19 protein-coding genes and 1 pseudogene are annotated in these 20699 nt (G+C 42.8%); 5 read left to right on the forward strand and 15 right to left on the reverse strand.

Annotation, left to right across the window (positions count from 1 at the left end):
- Both K300_RS16945 and K300_RS0106260 read right to left on the reverse strand, forming a co-directional pair.
- Positions 1-430 (reverse strand): annotated as a pseudogene (locus K300_RS16945) (transposase); the annotation flags it as partial.
- A gap of 67 nt (positions 431-497) precedes the next feature.
- Positions 498-1196 carry a hypothetical protein gene (locus K300_RS0106260; RefSeq protein WP_022850814.1) on the reverse strand — a complete coding sequence of 233 codons (699 nt, stop codon included), beginning with the start codon at positions 1194-1196 and terminating at the stop codon, positions 498-500.
- Between the two features lie 109 nt (positions 1197-1305).
- On the opposite strand from K300_RS0106260, the gene K300_RS0106265 reads away from it, so the two are divergent.
- Positions 1306-2475, forward strand: a complete 1170-nt coding sequence (locus tag K300_RS0106265; protein ID WP_022850815.1) for an IS3 family transposase — start codon at positions 1306-1308, stop codon at positions 2473-2475.
- Between the two features lie 356 nt (positions 2476-2831).
- Here K300_RS0106265 and K300_RS14810 read toward each other — a convergent pair whose 3' ends face one another.
- The 5 genes from K300_RS14810 to K300_RS16085 form a co-directional block, all read right to left on the reverse strand.
- On the reverse strand, positions 2832-3914 hold the full coding sequence (locus K300_RS14810; protein ID WP_022850817.1) for an ADP-ribosylglycohydrolase family protein: 1083 nt from the start codon (positions 3912-3914) through the stop codon (positions 2832-2834).
- Positions 3915-3980: 66 nt separating this feature from the next.
- On the reverse strand, positions 3981-4871 hold the full coding sequence (locus K300_RS0106280) for a helix-turn-helix transcriptional regulator (protein WP_162139859.1): 891 nt from the start codon (positions 4869-4871) through the stop codon (positions 3981-3983).
- A 486-nt stretch (positions 4872-5357) separates the two neighbouring features.
- A complete protein-coding gene (locus tag K300_RS0106290; protein WP_022850820.1) occupies positions 5358-5807 on the reverse strand; it encodes an Lcl C-terminal domain-containing protein in 450 nt (149 codons plus the stop codon).
- A gap of 145 nt (positions 5808-5952) precedes the next feature.
- Positions 5953-6918, reverse strand: a complete 966-nt coding sequence (locus K300_RS14815) for an IS30 family transposase (protein ID WP_022849682.1) — start codon at positions 6916-6918, stop codon at positions 5953-5955.
- A 244-nt stretch (positions 6919-7162) separates the two neighbouring features.
- Positions 7163-10414, reverse strand: coding sequence for an Lcl domain-containing protein (locus K300_RS16085; RefSeq protein WP_022850821.1), 3252 nt, complete (start codon positions 10412-10414; stop codon positions 7163-7165).
- Positions 10415-11153: 739 nt separating this feature from the next.
- On the opposite strand from K300_RS16085, the gene K300_RS0106310 reads away from it, so the two are divergent.
- Positions 11154-11399, forward strand: coding sequence for a helix-turn-helix domain-containing protein (locus K300_RS0106310; RefSeq protein ID WP_022850822.1), 246 nt, complete (start codon positions 11154-11156; stop codon positions 11397-11399).
- Positions 11396-12661, forward strand: coding sequence for a HipA domain-containing protein (locus K300_RS14825; protein WP_022850823.1), 1266 nt, complete (start codon positions 11396-11398; stop codon positions 12659-12661). The genes K300_RS0106310 and K300_RS14825 overlap by 4 nt, the downstream gene beginning before the upstream one ends.
- Before the next feature lie 259 nt (positions 12662-12920).
- Here K300_RS14825 and K300_RS0106320 read toward each other — a convergent pair whose 3' ends face one another.
- The 6 genes from K300_RS0106320 to K300_RS0106345 all read right to left on the reverse strand — a co-directional run bounded on the left by K300_RS0106320 (position 12921) and on the right by K300_RS0106345 (position 17017).
- The gene (locus K300_RS0106320; protein ID WP_022850824.1) at positions 12921-13112 is read right to left on the reverse strand and encodes a hypothetical protein; all 192 of its coding nucleotides are present in this window, start codon (positions 13110-13112) and stop codon (positions 12921-12923) included.
- Between the two features lie 265 nt (positions 13113-13377).
- A complete protein-coding gene (locus tag K300_RS0106325; protein ID WP_022850825.1) occupies positions 13378-14127 on the reverse strand; it encodes a DUF5131 family protein in 750 nt (249 codons plus the stop codon).
- Positions 14124-14696, reverse strand: a complete 573-nt coding sequence (locus K300_RS0106330) for a pyridoxamine 5'-phosphate oxidase family protein (protein ID WP_022850826.1) — start codon at positions 14694-14696, stop codon at positions 14124-14126. The genes K300_RS0106325 and K300_RS0106330 overlap by 4 nt, the downstream gene beginning before the upstream one ends.
- 37 nt (positions 14697-14733) lie before the next feature.
- Complete coding sequence (locus K300_RS0106335) at positions 14734-15117, reverse strand: DUF4440 domain-containing protein (protein ID WP_081646905.1); 384 nt, start codon at positions 15115-15117, stop codon at positions 14734-14736.
- A gap of 47 nt (positions 15118-15164) precedes the next feature.
- Positions 15165-16136 (reverse strand): IS30 family transposase, encoded by a 972-nt coding sequence (locus tag K300_RS0106340; RefSeq protein WP_022850132.1) that lies wholly within the window; start codon positions 16134-16136, stop codon positions 15165-15167.
- A gap of 113 nt (positions 16137-16249) precedes the next feature.
- A complete protein-coding gene (locus tag K300_RS0106345) occupies positions 16250-17017 on the reverse strand; it encodes an isocitrate lyase/PEP mutase family protein (protein WP_022850828.1) in 768 nt (255 codons plus the stop codon).
- Positions 17018-17120: 103 nt separating this feature from the next.
- On the opposite strand from K300_RS0106345, the gene K300_RS0106350 reads away from it, so the two are divergent.
- Positions 17121-18101, forward strand: coding sequence for a GlxA family transcriptional regulator (locus tag K300_RS0106350; protein ID WP_022850829.1), 981 nt, complete (start codon positions 17121-17123; stop codon positions 18099-18101).
- Between the two features lie 599 nt (positions 18102-18700).
- Here K300_RS0106350 and K300_RS0106360 read toward each other — a convergent pair.
- A complete protein-coding gene (locus K300_RS0106360; protein ID WP_022850831.1) occupies positions 18701-18934 on the reverse strand; it encodes a hypothetical protein in 234 nt (77 codons plus the stop codon).
- Between the two features lie 189 nt (positions 18935-19123).
- Positions 19124-19471 carry a cupin domain-containing protein gene (locus tag K300_RS0106370; RefSeq protein WP_022850833.1) on the reverse strand — a complete coding sequence of 116 codons (348 nt, stop codon included), beginning with the start codon at positions 19469-19471 and terminating at the stop codon, positions 19124-19126.
- 268 nt (positions 19472-19739) lie between these two features.
- On the opposite strand from K300_RS0106370, the gene K300_RS0106375 reads away from it, so the two are divergent.
- The gene (locus K300_RS0106375) at positions 19740-20639 is read left to right on the forward strand and encodes an AraC family transcriptional regulator (RefSeq protein WP_022850834.1); all 900 of its coding nucleotides are present in this window, start codon (positions 19740-19742) and stop codon (positions 20637-20639) included.
- Positions 20640-20699 lie beyond the last annotated feature (60 nt).

Below are 20699 nucleotides of genomic sequence, written 5' to 3' on the forward strand. Positions count from 1 at the left end.
GTCAACCGTATGAGCCAGTCTGCAATAAGACCATTCTCATCAGAAAGCTTTCTCTTATATCGATAACAACTTTCACTGATCCCGAATGCTTCGCATACCTGACGAATATTTAAGAGACCCTTATCAACCGCTGACACGGCCATCTCTTTCCGTTGAGACGGCCTTAAAACTTTTTTTCTAGCGCATCCTTCAGAATCTCTGTCTTGAGCTGAGATTCTGCGTACATCTTTTTGAGCTGTTTGTTCTCTTGCTCAAGCTCTTTTAGGCGATTCATCGCGGATACATCCATACCGCCATATTTAGAGCGCCATTTATAAAATGCTGCGCTGCTCATGCCATATTCTCGGCATAATTCAGGTACTGGTACACCATTCTCGGCTTCCTTTAAAATCTTAAATATCTGACTCTCGCTGAATCGTGACTTCTTCATGTAAAATCTCCTCCTTTTACTATAACGAGAAAATTCTACTTATAAATACTTCCTTTTTACGGGGAGATTACCAACACTTATCAATTTTCTCACAATATTCTTTAATTATTTGCAAAGCGCTAGCCGTATCTCCCTTGTGTACGAGCATTTTACCATTCTTATCAAATTCATCTTCAAGACAAAGATTGTATATGGCACTGTGAATCGCAGTAACAGATAAGTCATCATTATTTTCTATAATCTCAGCTAGAGGAACGTCACTGATAGAAACATACCCATGCTCAGCACAAACTTTACTCACGCATTCATGAATTCTAGTTAGTTCATCTGCGCTAACTAGAATTTTATTTATATTGGCGTAAGTTTCAACACTGTTCCATAGAAATGTATTGGATTGACTCAGTGCAGATTTGATTTTTTCTATTGGGATATATGGTAAACGTTCAGCAATTTTATTATAATTGAGTAATATTACATCTCCCCAAACCCTAGATATTTCACTATGAATTCTTTGAAGTTCGGGTTTACTTAGAACATTATTAGTAAAGTAGTTCTTTTTGTAAGAATATGCTGGAAACATATTTTCTAAAATGCTTTTCAACATCTCGCATGAAACAATACTTCCATCAAACAACCATTCTTCATTTAATTCATAAAATTTTTCATAAAATATCAAACTTACTCCATCTGAAAAGAGTTCTTCAATAATTACACGAATTTTTATGGTTGTTTCAGATGGTATTACGTAAACCTTTTTATCAAACAAGACTCCTACTTTTTTTATATCACTATAGTGGACCGACGAATTAAGACAGTAGGAGTAGATTTCTAAGTGTTTTTTGCATTAAAATACTTAAGAGAAATCGGAGGTCCACATGAGCAAGAAGAGACGGCAGTTTTCTGCCGAACAAAAGACTAAGATTGTACTTGAAGTCCTTCAGAGTGATTCGACTCTGAATCAGATTGCCAGCAAATATGAAATAGCCCCTAATGTCATCCAGAACTGGAAGAAACAGTTTTTAGATAATGCATCTATTGCTATGGAGCCATTGAAAGTTGTAAAGGAGTATAAGACAGAGCTATCAGATAAAGACAAAGAAATAGAAGCCCTACACAAGGCTCTAGGCAAAGCGACCATTGAGTTGGAGTTTGTGCAAAAAAAGCTCGTCAGCTTGGGCTCATCAAATAAGAGTCTTGTGGAGCCTGAGCTGGAAGATATTAATATTGCAAGGCAGTGTGAGCTTTTAGATATAAACCGGAGTACCTTTTACTATAAGCACGTTGACCGCAGTTTTGAGGATGAGCTATTTAAGCGACGTATTAGCAGTTTATATACAGATCACTCAGAGCTTGGCTATAGAATGATCTATCATCAGATGAAAGATGAGGGTTTTAAGGTCGGTAAGAATAAAGTGCTGAAGCTTATGCGTGAGCTTGGTATCAAGTCTATTCATCCTAAGAAGAAAAAGCTTACATCAATCAAAAGCATTGAACATGAGACTTACCCATATCTGCTTACAGCCTTAAAGAACGACAGGAAGCAGGTTGTTGCCAAATATGCCAATCAGGTCTGGAGCGGCGATATAACATATGTTCCAACAGCCGGAGGGTTTATGTATCTGGCTGCTATTATCGATTGGCACAGCAAGGCTATTCTATCCTGGAAGCTTTCAAACACTATGGATACATCACTTGTATGTGATGTTCTTGAGGAAGCTATTTATAAGCACGGCACTCCTGAAATCTTCAATTCAGATCAGGGCAGTCAGTACACCTCTTATCGCCATACAGAGATCCTTAAGGGGCACAATATAAAGATATCCATGAACGGCACGGGACGTTCTATTGACAACATTGCCATTGAGAGATTTTTCCGTACATTGAAGTATGATGATATATATGTAAGAGATTATAGAACTATCAGTGAATTAAGAGCCGGGATCGGCAAGTATACAGATTATTATAACAATAAACGACTGCACTCAGCCTTGGGTTACAAGAGACCTATGGATGTGCATATGAATCAGGTGAGAATAGCGGCATAGAAACACATTAAGAAATCAACTTATGCTGTCTTGACAAGGGGTGGCAATATACACTTTTTAGCTCTTCATCTGTCAGTTCTAAGGTTAGTTCCCAATTCTCGACAGCAAAACGGCGAAGCCTAGACAATTCAATAGGTGACTCAATTCTAAATCCTGTTCTAAAATGGGAATAAAGTATTTTTTTAGTTTTTCTTTATTAGAAACAGCTCCCATATCGCTCATCATATTAAATTCCGCCTAAACATAAATTAGTTAGATCACTCAACATTTGCTTCAATTCAGTTTATCAAAAGATGCATAAAATTAAATCACCATATATATTTAGAAACATCTTTAAAGTGTATTTTTTTTAGATGTTACCCTGCCGGATATTTATCATTCCAGTCATCGGTAGAGAAACCCAAAGGATGGTTTTTATCAACCTCATATTCGACATAAAGATCCTCTGCCATGCTTAAAACAATATCAACACCACAAAGCCCTTTTCTCCAATCCTCAGGGATTGAATCATAACCATTTATGAACCCTAAGATATTCCCGGTGATAGAACCGGTGCTGTCACTATCTCCATCATGCAATACAGATACACCAACCCCTTTCCTAAAATCATCCGCATACGCTAATGAACAGTATAAGGCAATGGCAAGAGCCTCTTCTGCCACCCAGCCTTCACCTATTGTTTTAATACTTTCTGCTGTTGGCTCCTCTGTGTTGGCCATTTCCATAGCTTTCTTAACGAATATCGCCGTTTCTTCTGAATCATTGTGTTTATTTAGAATATCTAGTGCTTCCAAGCTTGAGTCACCAAGGCTCTCACCTTTGTTAACCAAGGCAATGAGAGCTGAAAAATAACCTGCTGTGAGATACCCTGTAGGGTGACTGTGAGTACATGCTGCCAAGATCGCACCGTTCTCAAATGCATGATAGGGCTGATCAGAAAACACTAATCCGGCTGGAGCGACCCTCATGACGCCTCCACAACCTTTACTGAAGTTTATTGACACATCAAGACCTCCCTGTATACCTGCGCTTAATGCGGCAAGGCATGTATTTCCCGGGGCCCTTCTTCTGTAAAGAAACTTCTCATAAACAAGCCATCCATCAAGCCGAATGTCATTCTTATAGCCCTGGGTGAACAACCAGCGCTGGTAACTTTCAAAAGCGATCTGATTAATTGCACCCCAGAGGCCTTTTGAAACAGCTCTATGGATTGACCTAAGGACAGCTTCACCAGAAAACAAGGTCATCTGTGTGTCATCTGTAAACTCCCCATATTCAGATCCGAACTCTACATAGCTTAAGCTATCGTCAAAATTATATTTTGAGATAATTTCTGTGCTACTCATGAACTCCAGCGGAGCTCCTAGAGCATCCCCAACAGCGCCACCGACTAAACAGCCTTTATAGTGCTCCAGTGATTTCTTCTTATTACTGTTCATAAACAAATCCCCACACCTACACATTTCAAGCAAACACTTGATTCATAACCCTACCCTATCACTGCGTCATTTCTTGTCGCTGGCTCGGTTATTGAATGCAACGGTATCATTAAGCACCTTGAGGAACTCTTCTCTATACTCATGGGGGCTGTCTATACGCACATGGGGTAGCCAGCCGATAAGCAGGTTAACGCATTCATATCTGTTTCCTGGCTCAAAACTGATAACGATTCCGTCCTCATTCTCGCCGATGATCCGTTGACTGGGCAAAAACTCCTTTCGCCTGAAATAGTCTGCGACTGCATTACCTAAAGTGACAACGACCTCACATCGCTCAGTATCACCAAAGAATATGCTTTTCGCACTGTCTATGGCATGTTCGTACTCTTCTGAATTAACAATGAAAGCTTTACCAGTCGGTTTAACCGACTCGATATATTCAAGGGTAAACTTCTTAATAACTCCGTCGTGCTTAGCGGCCAGATACCAGAAACCGTTATGGAAGATAAACCTGAGCGGGCTTACTGTGTAACTCTTTTCTTTGTTCGTATAGTAAAAGCTTATCTCTTCTGATGCATCTATATACTTCTCAAGAAGCTCAATTTTATCCTGCAAACCGTCAAAATCCTCTGAGTCATCACCGATAATACTCACCATCGGTCTGGATGCAGAAGCTGTGATTATCTTACGCCTCAGTTTGTCGATTATTGAGCTGTCTTTATTGGTTATCTTCTTCGCATACTCAAAGAGTGCATTAAGGATATTGAGCTCAACTGAGCTTATATAGCTGTCGCTTAGATGGTACTTCTCAGCCAAAAACCACTCATGGGTGTCCTCATCATAACAAACACCAGGCAGATAACTCATGTCAGACATGTACCTCTGAGCGGTTCTGAGGCTTACATCCAGCTCATCAGCAACCTCTCTGGCAGTAACTTTCTTTCTCTCGTTAAGCAAACGGATTAGCGATATCGCTACATACAGTTTATTCAATTTCATACCCTTTCATAATAAATGAAGACGTCACATTCTGACGTGAACATATGCAAAGGTAACACATAAATTATCTAAACGTGATCTAAACAAGGGATTTGTTTAATGAGCACAAAATGCCTTTAAGGCCATGGATCATAGAGAAAACAAGTAATTGGATTAGGAAAACGGCCACAGCCTTGAAAACGGAAGATTTGAGCGCAGGTTCTTGTTTGCCACATGCTTCGATGGAGGAATATGGCGAAATAATCATGAATACAATACACTTAAAGATGCTCAAAAGATACAAGAATACCATCCAAGATAAGTATGGTGTCTTGGGCAGGTGTACCATGCTAAATGTAAATTCTTAACACCTGAACCTCAAAAGAACCAAGAGGCAGATTACTCAAAACTTAAAATATCTATCATCTTAAAAAAGAAAAGCGGGGCAAAAAGCCCCGCATCAAGTCACTGTCCGGGACGAACACAGCGAACATAACGTGTACCCGACTTAAGGAAGTTGAAGCTGTAGCCGCCGTCTCCGAAGTACACTCCCCATGCATTATTACTATTACCGGCATCCGTAGTGGACGACCAATAGTCCACATAGTAGGTAGAAGAATAGTTATGAAATGTATTATCAATTGCAGGTCCAGATTTTGACCTGTCTGCAATTGAAAGAAGCTCTCTCTTATTAGGCAGCAGCCAGTCGTTATACCCGCCGAGAGTTAATGTTTCGCAGTAGTCTATAGCTCCCTGCCAGTTTTTTTTGACTGAAGCTGCATAAGAATCATCCTGCCACATTAGACCGGTTAAGCTGTCAGTTACTGTTTCATTCGAATCGTTCCTTGTCAGCTCAGCAATCACTTGAGATGTCATTAAAAGCATCACGATCATAACCAAATGGATCTTTTTCATATATTCCTCCGATTTTATTTATTAGTCAGTAGCTGTCTGCATGTTTACAGTGTCCTCTGAATGAAGCGATAACGTCCTCTCTGCTAATATTCTCTTCAGATTTATCGTAAAAATACAGATACTGTGCTTTTTTCTGTTCCTGAATTCAACTAGCAAGTGCAACGGGGTCTATAGAGAATAGTATCTGGTTAGGAGTTTTATATCCAGTTGCTTTTCTTGGTCTGTTGTTTAGTTTCTGCATAATATTCTGAATCTCTATATCATCAACACTTTCAAGCATCCTACTCTTTGGTACATACTGCCTAATGAGTCCGTTTGTATTTTCGTTTATTCCGCGTTCCCACGAAGCATATGGATGAGCAAAGTAGAATTCAGCCCCTAGTATCTCAGATATTTCGGCATGTCCTGCAAACTCTTTCCCGTTATCGGAAGTGATTGTATGGACTAGGTGTGATATCGGTTTCAACATTTCTATAACCGCTTTTGTCACCAGTACAGCAGTCTTTCTTTCTACCTTGCGTATAAGTGTCAGATAAGACTTCCGCTCAATAAGAGAAACAATCGCCTGCTTGTTCCCTTTTCCTATAACTGTATCCACTTCCCAGTCTCCGAATCTCGCTTTCTCTTCTACAATACTTGGACGCTGCTCAATGCTTAACTTGCCATGTATCTCTCCTCTGCGTTCATAAACACCATATCGCTTCCTGCGTTTTCTTCGGCAACGCAGGTGAGTATAAAGTGTTCCACCATGACTTTTATCTTCAAGAATGTGCTGGTAGATACGCTCATGACTTACGTTTATTCCATAATTTTGATTTAGCCAATTGCTCACCTGCTCAGGGCTCCAGTCTTCAAGCAGAAGACGTTCAACAAAATACCATTCAGTTTGTGCAATCCGTCTTGGGACCTTGTCCATTCTTCGTTCAATAGCTTTGCGATGAGCTTGCTTTGGGCGATAACCACGACCTCCTGTGTTTCTGCGTAACTCTCGGCTGATGGTAGATTTATGTACTTTAAGCAAATCAGCTATGTCCGTCTGAGAATGTCCGGTTTTCCTCAGCACATAAATCTGGTACCTTTGTTCACGGGTCAGGTGTGTATAGTTCTTCATTCGGTGCTCCTTTGACGTGGTGGTTAAAGAGCTACGATGCTAACGCACCTGACCTCTTTTGACCACTACTTAAAAGTTGCACTTAATTATTGAATCCAGGGTTTAAAGTTATTCACATTTGAGGGCATTTACACTGTTTCTTTTTTTCTTTCTGCAATTTATGTATGCACTGTATATTTCTTCAAAGCAGTACATTCGATTCCTCTTTTTTAAGTATGAATGTTATAAATTCGGGCTGAATTACTCACTCTCCGGAACGAACACAACGTAAGAAGTTTGTATTGGACTTATTGTCGTGGCTACCACTATTGCCGTAGCTGAAGCTCACACTCCATGCAGCATTTGGAAATATAAGATTATTATAGGCATTTGTAGTGGACGACCAATAGTACGAATTATCTACATTTTGGAAAATTAGATCAATTGAAGGTAAAACTCTGCCAAAATCCACTATAGTTTCCAGTTCTTCAATTGACGGGAGTCTCCAGTCGGAATGTCCCCCAAGGCTAAGTGCATCGCAGTAATCGATAGCACCCTGCCAGTCTTTTTCTACTGAACCTGCATCCGCATCATCCTGCCACATAAGCCCGGTCACTTCGTCTGTAACGATATCATTCGCTCTGCTGTAGCTCGGCTCAACACCAGCTTGATACCAGCCGTCATCATAATCTGCGTAGGAAGTTGTCTGTCCGGTTTTCTTCAGTTTCGGACTAGACTCCGGTATCACAGGCTCTTCCTTTTCCTCCACAAAACTGAAGGCTACCCAGCAGTCTTGCATGATCACATCTGTAGTATAGGTATTTCCGCTAAAAGTACCTGCACCGCATGTTCCCGATGCAGTGGGGACAACATAGTAACCATCGTTTGGAACAAGAACGAACTCAGCCCTTTCCCCTTCAACAACAACTGCTGTCTCTGGAGTTACAGTTCCAGTATTATTTACACGTGCTGTCACAGTAAACTCCGTCTCTACATCCCTACTCTCATACTCTGCATAAGCTGATACACCGGAGTAGCTAGCAAAACCATAAAGCATTAAATACCATCGACCTTCTTCAGGATTGTCAATACCGACCATTTCGCTGTTTCCATCAGTGTAACCTCTATAGTCGAAGTCCCCAAGTGTAGGCAAAACTTCATGACTAATGTATATATCAACATCTCCCGTTCCTCCATATGTCCAGAACTCAAGATCAATTGCGTTTTCTGGGACTTCAATATAAAAATACTTTTTACTCTCTATACTTCCTGAAAGATCTGCTACAGCCTCATTAGAAACAAGTCTTTCAGCTGAATCATCATAATCCTCATTGAAGCTGAAACTTATTGAGCAATTAGAGCTTATTGCTCCAGTAGTATATGTTGAGCCACTCCATGAACCAAATGGACAAGTTCCGCCTACACTGTTTTTATCTGTTGTATAACCGTTATTTGCTGAAACGGTAAATGAAGCAGTGTCTCCCTCTACAACAGCCCTGTATGATGGAGTCACTGAACCACCAACTCCGGCTGAGGCTGTTACACTATATGCTGAAACTTCAACATCGAAACTGAAACTTACTGAACAGCTTGAGCTTATTGAGCCAGTAGTATATATTGAACCGTTCCATGAGCCGGAGGGGCATGTTCCGCCGACATCATATTTATCAATTGTATACCCACTGTCTGCTGAAACTGTGAACGAAGCAGTATCATCCTCTTCGACTGTTATTGATGACGGGCTGACTGAACCGCCTGTTCCGGCACTGGCTGTTACGTTATATGTTGTTATACCTACATAATTGAAATAGAATTCTACTGAACAGTCTGAATTAACTGATCCGGTTGTATATGTTGAACCACTCCATGAACCTTCAGGGCACGTTCCACCAACATAGTCATTGTTTATGGCATAGTCAGTATCGGGAGTCACATAGAATGAGGCCGTTTCACCCTCAACAACTGTTTTAGAAGGTGGGCTTACAGAACCTCCTGCTCCAGCTGATGCTGTTACATTGTATTCTATATTTTCATAACCTCCAGCTGACTGTTTTAAGATTTTTTCAACGAGTGTATGAGAACCAAGATTGATATCTACGCCGAAATCCATAAAACCTAACCCGGGAATCAAGCCTGGATCACTTAATACTACATCCAAAGTAAGTTTAGCTCCTGCCAATATTTTCCACCATGGGTTCTGGTTAATATCAACCTCTGTTCCAACATAACCTGTGAGAGCGATCTGGGGGCCAACCATTCCACCAATCTTATAAGCAAGCTCTGGTCCTACTCCGACTGACCCAATAAAACTGAAACCCTCTAAATCAGGACCATAGACATTAAAATCTGCTTTATTTTCTTTAATAACATTGATATCTCCATCTTTTAGTTCAAAACCGATTTTATTAGAGTTTGATCTTGACACGCCTGCACTAAGAGTTATTTCACCATCTGAACTCCCCGAAAGGGCTATACCTACAACAGTGGTTGCCGGAATATACCCGAGAGGTGTAAAAAATGTATAGCTTATTAATGTTTCTTCGAAAGTAATCCTTTCTGTGTCGGATGATGCTGTTATAGAAATTTCAGTAGCATTAGCTGAAGCAACTTCATAGGCCAGCCTGAAAAGCTTTATTCTTCCAAATCCAATATCTAATTCTTTCTCAAGTTTTAGACTAAATCCATAACACCCGCTAACAAAAATGCCATCTGATACTTCAACATCTTCAAAATCAGTAACATAGTCAGTTTTTTTATTGTTGCAATAATCTTCAGCCCCGTATACGCTTCTTGTTTTGATCTTTCCTTTAAGTTTTTCATTTTTATATCTGGTTTCAATCAGACTATCAGGAGATATGTCTTCTACTGACTTGAACTTTCCGTCTTGCACAACATCAGTAACGAGTGCTTGTTCAGTCTCAACTACCACATTTCCGCCAACATCACTAACAGATACAACTTTTCTAAACACTCCATACTCTGCCTTTTTATCAGCTTGAGCAACAATAACATCACCCTGTTGAATACCTTTCAACTCGTTTGTTGTGCCTGAAAAAATAATCGAATCATTATCCATTGAGCTTATAAGATTAGTAGAGTTTTCTGACAACTTAACTCTTTTATCAGAATAGCTAAGGCAGTTGATATATACATTAGTAATATTACCTGAGTCTATAACACCTTTGCCATTAGTAACTGTGCATTCATATCCTGATGGCTGAGAGTCTACAGTTACGTTATAGCTAGAACCGTCAGGATACTTTTCTGAAAACTGAAAGTCTGAGTCACCTTCATTAAGCGTTAATACACTACCATTGTTTGAAATCTTTAGAATCCCCTGCAGTCCATTTATTTGACCGCTGATCGCATAAGTTGTTATACTATCGTTACCACCCCCGCCGTCATCGCCGCCGGATGACGAACCTCCGCCACCGCCCCCACCGCAAGCTGTGATAGAAAGCGTTAATGCTGTAATAATAATAACAATTACGAACTGCCAAAGATTAGACTTTTTCATTGTGTCACTCCCCTTTCTTCTATTAGTTTTATTTATAGTTCAAGAAAGGGCGAATTAGAATACTCTCATTGTATTAGTTATATATCTGTAAATACTGAGTAATACCCTCGCAATAGATGTTTATAGCTTTTTGCACCTGAGTGCTTATGCAATTATTTTTTTCAGAACGTGTTTATTTAGATATAAACATGTAGATTTTTCTCTTGTGTATTAAATTCCACAAGAAATATCGATACCCATTCTCAATTAGACTGGTCAGGAAACTTCTCACCTAGCTTACTGGTGCTATATATGTATATTTATACACACAAGAGAAGTACCGTTTGTGTTAAACTGGAACTATACCTACAGTCTATGATGCCAGTAAGCCTATTGAAAAACCAGTTGGCTCTCCTATGGGTATCGCAGGTGTTAATACTCACTAGAGATCATAGATGCCGACAACAACGAATTCAAAAGCTATCCCTGGACAATACAATAGCCGAGGTAGAAGAGACCGCTGAGGCTTCTGGCAACAGTATCGGATTTAGCATTCACACCACCCACTTTCAATATGCTTCATCAATTACGAAATAAGGCATGTTAAACTTTTAGCCATTCAATAATTCTACTGCAACGATATTTTTAAAGATCATACCTTAATCTCTATTATAAATACTGCTACATCAGTATTTATATTGCATTTCAGAAAAAAACATGATTAAATACTGCTATAGTAGAATTATTGACGAGGCGAACTATGGCAAAGGTCATTGTAAAAGAAGAGACCCCACAGCCACAAAAGCTGACAGATGCAACGATACTGGGCAAATTTATCAGAGCGGCAAGAACTAACAGCTCCCTTACTATTCATGATACTGCGGCTATATGCGGAGTATCAGTAAGCACTATGACGAAGATAGAAAACGCTAAAGGGGATATGAAGTTAAGCACAGTCCTTAAGGTATGTAAAATGCTTGGAATAACGCTTAGGATCGAAGCATGATAGGCAGGCTCCTCCTGAAGCTTAACGGTAAAGACATCGGTTATCTCTCCCACTCTGCTCAGGAGCAAAGCTTCGAATTGAGCCTGGATGATGAAAGTATCAAGCTGTCCCCACACGTGTTCAGTGGCGCAGGTTCTTTATCAATTCAGCGTTTTCTTATGAATCTTCTTCCAGAGGGACAGGGATTGGAGGAGCTTTCTAACCTTATGCACGTATCGAAGTCCAATATTTTCGGGCTTATCAGGGCTATTGGTATAGAAACCACAGGTGCCCTCACCTTCCACCCTGAAACAGAGCATTCTGAAAGTACTTCCTTCAGAGAGATCAATATTGCTGAACTAAAAGAAAGAATCGCTATAAGAAAAGAGAAGTCCATAACTATATGGGACAACAAGCCGAGGCTCTCCGTTGCTGGTGTTCAGGAAAAACTTCCTATTATGATCAACAGCGACGGGAAATACGGCCTTGGTGAAGGAGATCTAGCCTCGACACATATTCTCAAATTTGGGCAGAACCCCAATGAGCATATGGTTCTTAACGAACATATATGCATGACTCTTGCATCAAAGCTAAAGCTTCCAGCGGCCCAGACAGAATTATTGAGACTTGGCGAACCAGTGCTTTCTGTAAAGCGTTTTGACAGGAATCCCGCCGATAAAAGAATCGATAGACTGCATGTAATTGACGGCTGCCAGATGTTGGATATACCGCCCCATTATAAGTATGAAAGGGCATACGGTGACGGAAGAGACGTTAAGGATTACCGTGTGGGCGCAACGCTACCAAAGCTTTTCTCATCGGCGGAGGCATGCAGTGTGCCTGCCGCAGCAACAAGGGACATATTAAACTGGGTTCTTTTTAACCTGATAATCGGAAACTGTGATGCTCACGGCAAAAATATCTCCTGGCATTACAGCAAAGAGGGCGTACATGTTGCGCCGTTCTACGATATGCTTTGCGTATCCATTTACGGAGATAAATACAACCGTAACCTCGCCATAGCAATAGGCAACACCTTTAATGAAAAGGTCTATGCATATGACTTAGCTGAAATGTGCGATTCTTGCGGCCTACAGAACCGTTTTGTATCAAGGGCGTTAATGAAGCTCGCAAGGGAGACAGTTCTTCAGCTTGAGTCACTAACGAATGAGATGTGCCTAAAAAGTGATGAGCAGGACTTTGCGGCTGAGTTGGTCTCAGTAATAAAAAGCAACGCTGAATGGTATATTGAGACAGCCGGTGAGCTGGCTGCTATCCGGTGATATTATTACTTGAATAATTCCATACTGACTGCTATTTAAGATATATAAGAAACAAGCAGCAAAAGGCTCTAACATCGAATATACAACAGTACTTTTTACAGTACTTTCGCATAATCAAACCTAAAGAACCAATCATTAGCAAATATTTACATCCATAATTCGATTCCCGCCGCCTCCACCACTTTCTTTAGGCCAATGCCCTCTCCACTAAAAGGGCGCTGGCCTTATCTTTTTCAAAACAAAACGGTTATGACACTCGCTACTCGAACTTACCTTCTGGCAATTCTCCCCCAGAAGACCGATTAACCTCGATTTCTTCGCTCATCTGCTTCTCTGTTCTCTGTATTTTTTCAGCTGCGCTCTCGCCAAGTCCGGAAACAGACATCCCTGTTTCTTCCTGATATTGGCGAAATGCGTCTGCAATTCCTTCAAACAAATCGTTTATATCCATTCGCTTTCTCCTTTGGGTTGTGGTTCGAGAGTTACTTACCGGAGAGGCAGAGAATGTGTCGGGTTAAGTTTAAAATATTTAGGCTGCCTCTCGCTCATACCATGGGAGCACACCGTCGTAGGCTTTATGGCGCATGATTTTTCCTGCGCTTTTAGCTGATGAGCTGGGCTACAGTACCTTGTTTCCTATGTCCTTCCCCTGAATGGCCCCTCCGCGAGGCAGAGTAGCAGGACGGCCATCGCGGCAGGGCCGGGGACGTTATTCACTAAAAAAGCTCCGATAATTGCGGCATCAGGTTATCGGGAAATGAGAGATAGGTTTTGCCGTTGATCTTGCATCCGGTTTTGGCTTTGGAGCCGGTGGTGCCGTCTGGGGCATATTTCCCCCACTGCTTCCAGTAGAGGTGCACGTTCTGCGTTTCGCACTGACGCACCAGCGATTCCGCCCAGGTCTGTTCGGTTTTACGTGCGTTGGGGCCGCTCTCTCCTCCGCCGACCACCAGTTCGATTCCCGATAGATCGATATCGCCGAGATCCTCTAGCAAGGGCTCGCAGCAGATATGCTTATGTTTGCCGTTGGTTTCTTGCAGGTCTTTGAGTCGTGGCAGGCCGTGTTTGCGGTCTTCAACGGTTACGCCGAGCCACAGGTTGTCGGGCGCGGCGTCCTTTTCAAAGTAGGCTTTCATGCGAGCACTGCGTTTGGTGAGGAAATAAAAGTTGTGCCAGTGAGCCTGTTTGATGAGGTCAATCAGTTGGTCGATGTCTTCATTACGCGCGTCTTCATGAAAGGTATCACTCATGTTGTTGATAAAGTAGAGCGTCGGTTTTTTCCGGTGCAGCGGCACCGCTTTTTCCAGGCGCTCGGGATGGACTGTAAATTTAAATCCGTCCTCATATCCGGCGGTTCCCCATTTATGCAGCTTTTGCGCAAACATTTCCGCATAGCAGTTTTTGCAGGCTGGCGAAATCTTAGTGCAGCCGGTAAACGGATTCCAGGATGTGACTTCTAATTTCATCGTTCGAATTCTTCATTCATCACAACAAAATCAGCATGGCCAAATCCCTTCTCGAAGTCGAGGATTGAGATCACGACCGGGCGAAGGCGATACTTGGTGATGTTGGGGTCGGGAAAAACCGGATCGCCATCGTTATAGGAAATTTCAGCAAGCTCCGGCATCTTTTCGAGCAACAACCGGCTGCACTCCTTCGCAGTGGCTTCATCGGTTACTTTTTCGGCATATGCCGCCATGGATATCCCACAACCATTGCCCACATTTTCATAGGGTGGCCAGATGGCGATGGAGACGCGAGGATCCCGTTCAATATTTTTCGCTTTGGACGAGCCTGCGAACGTTTCAAAGAAGATGTTTTCATCCATGTTTACAAAGCCGACGGTGTTGGCCTGCGGCCAGCCGTCTTCACGGATCGTTGAGATGGCCATATCCTTGCAGGACGAAATAATTTCAATCATTTTTTCGCGCAGCTCCTCGGTAATTTCGGTGACTCCGTTTCCATAAACCCTTCTTTTGATGATATCGTCCATCTCATTTTCCGCCTGCAGCTTTTTGTTATTCAATTCGTTCATGCTGAGTGTCTCCTTCCTTTGGGTGCCTCATTATTCGTTATTGGTTAGAGTTGCGGATTTGCAGTGCGAGTTTCCATTGGCCATCGATCTTCTTGTAGATCGTCACGTATTTCTCCGTCATCACAACATTGTCCGGTGTTTTGATATTAATGATTCCAATGACGTAGGCCATATCCTCAGATGCGCTGACATGTACTTCCGTCGGCTCCCAGGACATCTCAAGGCCTTCTGTTTCCATCGCTGCTGTTAAAGCCGCCCGTTCGTGTTCCTTCCCGGCAAGAATTTTTGAGCCGGGGTTAAGCAGCGCTACGTTCTCGGCGAACTGGTCCATGCAAAAATCGATATCTCCGGATCGGAATCGTCGACACGTTTCACGTTCAAGTTCCATGATTTCATCTATGCTTGTGGTATGTGCGGTCATTCTTTTCCTTTGATTACTTTTTTCTGCGAATTGTAAATTGAATCTTATCACATCTCTATGCCCATGCTATCAAGTACTTCCATAGTTGTCATATACCCAAATCTTTTCTTAGGCCTATTGTTGATCTCTTCTACTGCCCTGTATACATCTTCACTCTTTACATCTTTAAAGCTTGTTCTCTTCGGAAAATACTGCCGAAGAAGCCCGTTCATGTTTTCGTTAAGTGCTCTTTCATTAGGACTCATCGGATTGCAGAAATAGAACTGTACTCCTACTGACTTATAACCGTAAAACTCTTTACCTCTATCTACTGTTATGGATTTAAACTTAGAGCTGCCAAAGCGCCTTATACACTCTATTGCTGAGCGGTTATATTCTTTTATAGACTTGTTCTCAAGTTTCTCAGCCCATATAAAACCAGTACTTCTCTCTACAAAAGTTGCTATATAACCGCTTTTGTTGTAACCACTTATAAGATCGCTCTCCCATACTCCAAAACCCTCTTCTGGACGGTCCTCAATGCGAGGAAGGTCTGTCTTGGCTGAACGACTTCCTGCCTTTATACCTATAGTGCGTTTACGACCTCGGTGTGTCCTGAAATACTTGTGGTAGCCACGTAAGGGAACATCCCTGTACTCATGGTCAATACCCTTGCGTACCCATAAATATATGCTCTTAAATGATATATGTTTATCTGACTCACACGGATAATCTCTCTTTAAACGACCGGATATCTGCTCCGGTGACCAGTGTTGTTCTAGTTTCTCTCGGACATAGTTTAACAAAAATCCCTTATCCTTACGAAATCCGCCCTTAGTCTTTTTGCGCCTACGTAAGGCTCGAGAGTGGGATGCTTTAGCTCGATATCTGTTACAGCAATCCTTATTACGACTGATTTCCTGACTTACAGCAGATTGTGTAATGCCTAATATTGCGGATATTTTACGTTGTGAGTATCCCTGGCGAAGTAGACGCTCTAGTATTTCTCGATCTCTAATGCTAAGATGCTTATGGCTCATTGCTGTGCTCCTCCTTCGGGAGAAAGTTTTTGTGGTGAAGACTGCATGGCATGAGCCTTTTTTATTTCATATTAGTGATAAGATTGCTATTACAATCTGCGTCAAAATGATCCTTATTTCTGTCCTGCAAAGAGACTCGAACACGATTCCCCGTTCGCAACTTCACTAAACGCGGATTCCATGGCCGTGGTCATATGCTTGAACAGGAAATCCGCCAGGCTGATCCGGCGCACTCCCAGCTTGCTCAAGCCGTCAAAGTCAGGGAACTGGGGCAGTGGCAATACATTGAGGGGCAGGTCTGTTGACTTGGCCAACACGGAAATATCATCGGTGCTTTGAACGAAAGGAACAAAAACACCGTCCGCGCCGGCCTCTTCGTACAGTTTGATGCGGCGCTGTGTTTCGGCAAGCGCATCGGGTACGCCCATGATATACGTGTCGATTCGTGCGTTGATAAACATTTCGGTATCGGACGCTTGGAGCAGCGATCGAATTGTTTCGAGGTTTTCCGCATATACTTCCGCAGGTATCAAAGACCGGTCGGCACTTCCGCGACTGTCCTCAAGGTTAATACCTACCACACCGATTTCCGCAAGGGCCTCGATGTTCCGCGCAACTTCGGCAGGATCCGTACTGTATCCAGACTCAAAATCCACCGTAAAAGGCAGGCTTGTGGCCTGAGCGATACTTTTGACGATATGCATCATTTCAGAGAGCGTGATTACTTCGCCGTCTTCATAACCCATCGATCCGGCAATCGCCCCGCTTGAGGTTCCGATGGCCAAGAATCCGGCTTTCTCTGCCGCCTGTGCACTGGCCGCATTCCATACGTTGCACAGGATGAGCGGCTTGTCCTGATTATGCATTTCTTTAAAGTTCATACGTTCTCTCCATTTGTTCTCACATATTAACAGTTGTGCTTATGCTGCGAAAGTGGCATATACGACATAAAAAGGTTCACATGCGCCAACCAGAGGAAAGGTTATGAGAAACATCACCATATTGCTGCATGACAATGTCATGCTTTCATCTCTCGCACTCCCGTTGGATATTTTTAACGCCGCCGGTGTTTTCTGGAATATGCTGAATGAAAAAGAGCCGACCCCTTTTTTTAAAGTCAAGACCGTGACGTTTGACGGAAATCCGGTCAGAACCTACTTCGGGACGGATGTTAAACCGGACATGTCCATTCATGAAGCCGAGGAAAGCGGAACCATCATCATTCCGCCCTCAGATGCGGATCTGACGTTGGCGCCTGAAACCATATCATGGCTCATCGAGTCGCACCAAAAAGGCGTGCATATCGCCAGTTTCTGCCTGGGCACCTTTCTGTTGGCACAAACCGGCCTTCTAAAAAATAAACACGCAACCACACACTGGGGATATGCCGACCGGTTCCGCCAACAATACCCAAATATCAAATTAGACACAGATCAACTGATTACCGATGAAGGCGATCTTTTTACCGCTGGCGGTGCGAACGCCGGGGGAGATCTGGCGCTGTATCTCATAGCGAAATACGTTGAAAAAGAGGCTGCCTTTCAAACGGCAAAAGTCATGGTGATGGATATGGATCGCAGTTCTCAGGCTCCATATCTGATGTTCCGGATCGAAAAGATTCATGGGGACAAGGAGGTTCTGAAAATTCAGAATTGGCTCGAGAAGAACTTTAGGAATCCAATCAGCGTGGACCTGCTGGCCGACAAAGCGGCCATGACCCGTAGAACCTTTGAGCGTCGTTTTAAAAATGCCACGGGTTATTCGCCCCTACGATATATTCAGCGAATCCGAATTGAACATGCAAAACAGCTCCTTGAAAAAGGCGGGACAACCTTTGATGAAATCACCTACACCGTGGGGTATGAAGACAGCAGCACCTTTGGGAAAATCTTTAAGCTGGCAACTGGACTATCCCCTAATTCATACAAGAAAAGATACAGTTATGCATTCAGGGCATTGCAGTAGAGCAAAAGATAGAGACTGTAGACCGCCTCGAAGATTCTGCAGATGGATGGCTTTTTGTACACACAAACTTTGTACGCATATAGAGGCCTCTTCCAATTCCCAAATACCCGCGTAGTACCGCAGCCCTATAAATCCACAAAATCCGAAGATCATACGAGTTCCGGAGAATTCGGATGATCAAAACATCAAAATTGCAATGTTCGGACTCGGTTTTCGACATCAAAAATGGTGAGGGGAATTTCGCTTACAACCTGTCCGAAAAAACAGAGAAAGGAAATCGGGCTTAATAGGTTTCCTTTTCCAGCTTTGAGAGCGGTTTAGAAAGTGTGATGCAACCGATTTTAAATCAATGAGATACGAAGAAGCTCAAAAACGGAGAACGGTTGCTTTTCGACGACGCACCCTCCATTTATTTAATATTGCTTTTTTTCTAATTGTATTTCAGATGATTTGCGCACTCCGAATATCCCAAAGAAAATCCCACATTGCTGAGCTGTGCTACATTCGCACCCCTCGCGGGTGCATGGATTGAAACATAAGCGCAGCGTTCTACGCAGATATGGCGCCGGAAGGTTTTAGAAAGTCGCTTGAGATATGTACTAGTGCTTTAAATCGTTGATCCCTTCAAGGAAAAAGTAAATTGCATGTATAGGTATCGAAAGGAAGGGGAATACAAGTAATGCTGAGAAAAAGGCTCCCAAGGGAATGAGGTGCAACGGTGTTACACCGTTCGTGTGGTTAAGAAGAAGGGCGAAGAGCGCAATTATATAGCTGAAAAAGTAGATAAGATAAGGATTTGTGAGAATGGAAAATCTTTCACTTACAGTAGCCATAGGCGCCTCCGTCGGCGGTTTTATTAAAAAAATAAGCCGGGCGGGGCGCTCTGTCAATCAGATGGGCTTTGACATCGATAAGCTTGAAGATAAGCGCTTTGGTATCGATAGATATCGTCATCTCCACAAACACCATCAGTATATTACCCCAGCGGAAATAGTGCTAAATAATGGTTCCGTTGGCAGATCTCAGCCCTCACCTTCCTCCGGCACTATGCATACAAACCTGAACACTTCGCTCGAGGCACTCTTAAACTGGTGCTCTGTCCCGGCAGGGACATACGCCACAGAGCCTTTCCTGACAGGATGATCAACCCCGTCCATATGCAGAACACCTTCACCTTCGATTATATAGTTAATATGCGGCCATTCGTGGGAATGCTTAGGGGTATGCCCTTTGTCAGTTATGGTGAAAACACGCATAACATGATCGCCCCACCCCTCTTTCTTGCCCACAGCGGCCTGCTTCATCACATTAAGAGCCCCTTCAATATTCATCTCAACTGAATCGATATTCTCAAGATTTTCCACAAACATTTATCACCTCATCAATTATATGAATCTCTTAATACGCAATACCTCTTTAACACATCCATAACCCCGAACAGCCACATCTGTCTATACATTATTTGCCTCCTGTGCAATAATTGCCACAGAAATAAGATGGACTGCCGCCCTCCCAAATCATCCCGACCCGCCTCTGCCTGATACTACTGAATTATTGCCTGATACTCCAGAAACCAGCCCTTGTGTATTGTAAAGTGCAGATATTTATCTATATTACCCTCATCATAAGGGGTGCAACATGGACAACAACTATTATCACACGGCTCAAAGGCAACTTGCAGACACCATTGATGAACTGACAAAAGGGAAGAATATGCTTGAAACCGGCATTCCCGGAGTGATCCTGCATCGATGGAACTACCCCACAGAGCCTGTGAGTTACATGCACGACCCAAGCATATGCGTAATAGCACAGGGAAGGAAGCAGGTTGTCCTCGGCAGCGAGACGTACATCTACGATGACAATCATTTTCTCGTATCCTCACTCGATCTCCCCATCATCGCAAACATCTTAGAGGCAAGCGAGGATAAACCCTATCTAGGCATAACATGCCATCTGGATAAACAGGCAATTGCCCATCTCCTTGTGGATACGGATCTTCCGAGCAAACCATGCAAGGAACCATGCGCCAGTATGGCCGTAGGCGAGGTGACTCAGCCGATGCTGAATATCTTCCTTAACCTCGTAAACCTTGTTAAGGAGCCGGAGCAGATAAAAATCCTCGCTCCCCTTTATCATAAGGAGCTTCTGATAAGACTTCTCGGGAGTGAGCAGGGTCCGAGGCTTCGTGATATTGCCCGGAACGGAAGCAGAGAGAATCAGGTAGCCCGTGCGATTGACTGGCTTAAAGAGAATTACAGCGAACAGTTGAGAATCGAAAGCCTTGCATCCCATGTCATGATGAGTGCCTCCTCCCTTCATCACAACTTCCGTGAGATGACGAATATGAGCCCCCTGCAGTATCAGAAGTGGATAAGGCTCCATGAAGCGCGCAGACTGATGCTGACAGAGAGGATGGATGTCTCTAATGCGGCCTTTGAGGTGGGCTATGAAAGTCCATCCCAGTTCAGCAGAGAGTACAAAAGGATGTTCGGCAACCCTCCCCTGCGTGACATCAAGCTCATGAACATGCAGTAGCATAAGTCAGCCAAAAGAGTAACCTTCGGGCAAGATGTGCAGGATTATGCAATTATTCTG

It is taken from the genome of Limisalsivibrio acetivorans (assembly GCF_000421105.1).
Classification (GTDB): Bacteria; Chrysiogenota; Deferribacteres; order Deferribacterales; family Geovibrionaceae; genus Limisalsivibrio; species Limisalsivibrio acetivorans.

What these genes read in the sequence shown, in the direction of transcription:
- K300_RS0106265 (WP_022850815.1), top strand. Translation starts at nt 1,306, where the DNA reads ATGAGCAAGAAGAGACGGCAGTTTTCTGCCGAACAAAAGACTAAGATT.
- K300_RS14810 (WP_022850817.1), bottom strand. Translation starts at nt 3,914, where the DNA reads ATGAACAGTAATAAGAAGAAATCACTGGAGCACTATAAAGGCTGTTTA.
- K300_RS0106290 (WP_022850820.1), bottom strand. Translation starts at nt 5,807, where the DNA reads ATGAAAAAGATCCATTTGGTTATGATCGTGATGCTTTTAATGACATCT.
- K300_RS14815 (WP_022849682.1), bottom strand. Translation starts at nt 6,918, where the DNA reads ATGAAGAACTATACACACCTGACCCGTGAACAAAGGTACCAGATTTAT.
- K300_RS16085 (WP_022850821.1), bottom strand. Translation starts at nt 10,414, where the DNA reads ATGAAAAAGTCTAATCTTTGGCAGTTCGTAATTGTTATTATTATTACA.
- K300_RS0106310 (WP_022850822.1), top strand. Translation starts at nt 11,154, where the DNA reads ATGGCAAAGGTCATTGTAAAAGAAGAGACCCCACAGCCACAAAAGCTG.
- K300_RS14825 (WP_022850823.1), top strand. Translation starts at nt 11,396, where the DNA reads ATGATAGGCAGGCTCCTCCTGAAGCTTAACGGTAAAGACATCGGTTAT.
- K300_RS0106320 (WP_022850824.1), bottom strand. Translation starts at nt 13,112, where the DNA reads ATGGATATAAACGATTTGTTTGAAGGAATTGCAGACGCATTTCGCCAA.
- K300_RS0106325 (WP_022850825.1), bottom strand. Translation starts at nt 14,127, where the DNA reads ATGAAATTAGAAGTCACATCCTGGAATCCGTTTACCGGCTGCACTAAG.
- K300_RS0106330 (WP_022850826.1), bottom strand. Translation starts at nt 14,696, where the DNA reads ATGAACGAATTGAATAACAAAAAGCTGCAGGCGGAAAATGAGATGGAC.
- K300_RS0106335 (WP_081646905.1), bottom strand. Translation starts at nt 15,117, where the DNA reads ATGACCGCACATACCACAAGCATAGATGAAATCATGGAACTTGAACGT.
- K300_RS0106340 (WP_022850132.1), bottom strand. Translation starts at nt 16,136, where the DNA reads ATGAGCCATAAGCATCTTAGCATTAGAGATCGAGAAATACTAGAGCGT.
- K300_RS0106345 (WP_022850828.1), bottom strand. Translation starts at nt 17,017, where the DNA reads ATGAACTTTAAAGAAATGCATAATCAGGACAAGCCGCTCATCCTGTGC.
- K300_RS0106350 (WP_022850829.1), top strand. Translation starts at nt 17,121, where the DNA reads ATGAGAAACATCACCATATTGCTGCATGACAATGTCATGCTTTCATCT.
- K300_RS0106360 (WP_022850831.1), bottom strand. Translation starts at nt 18,934, where the DNA reads ATGGCTACTGTAAGTGAAAGATTTTCCATTCTCACAAATCCTTATCTT.
- K300_RS0106370 (WP_022850833.1), bottom strand. Translation starts at nt 19,471, where the DNA reads ATGTTTGTGGAAAATCTTGAGAATATCGATTCAGTTGAGATGAATATT.
- K300_RS0106375 (WP_022850834.1), top strand. Translation starts at nt 19,740, where the DNA reads ATGGACAACAACTATTATCACACGGCTCAAAGGCAACTTGCAGACACC.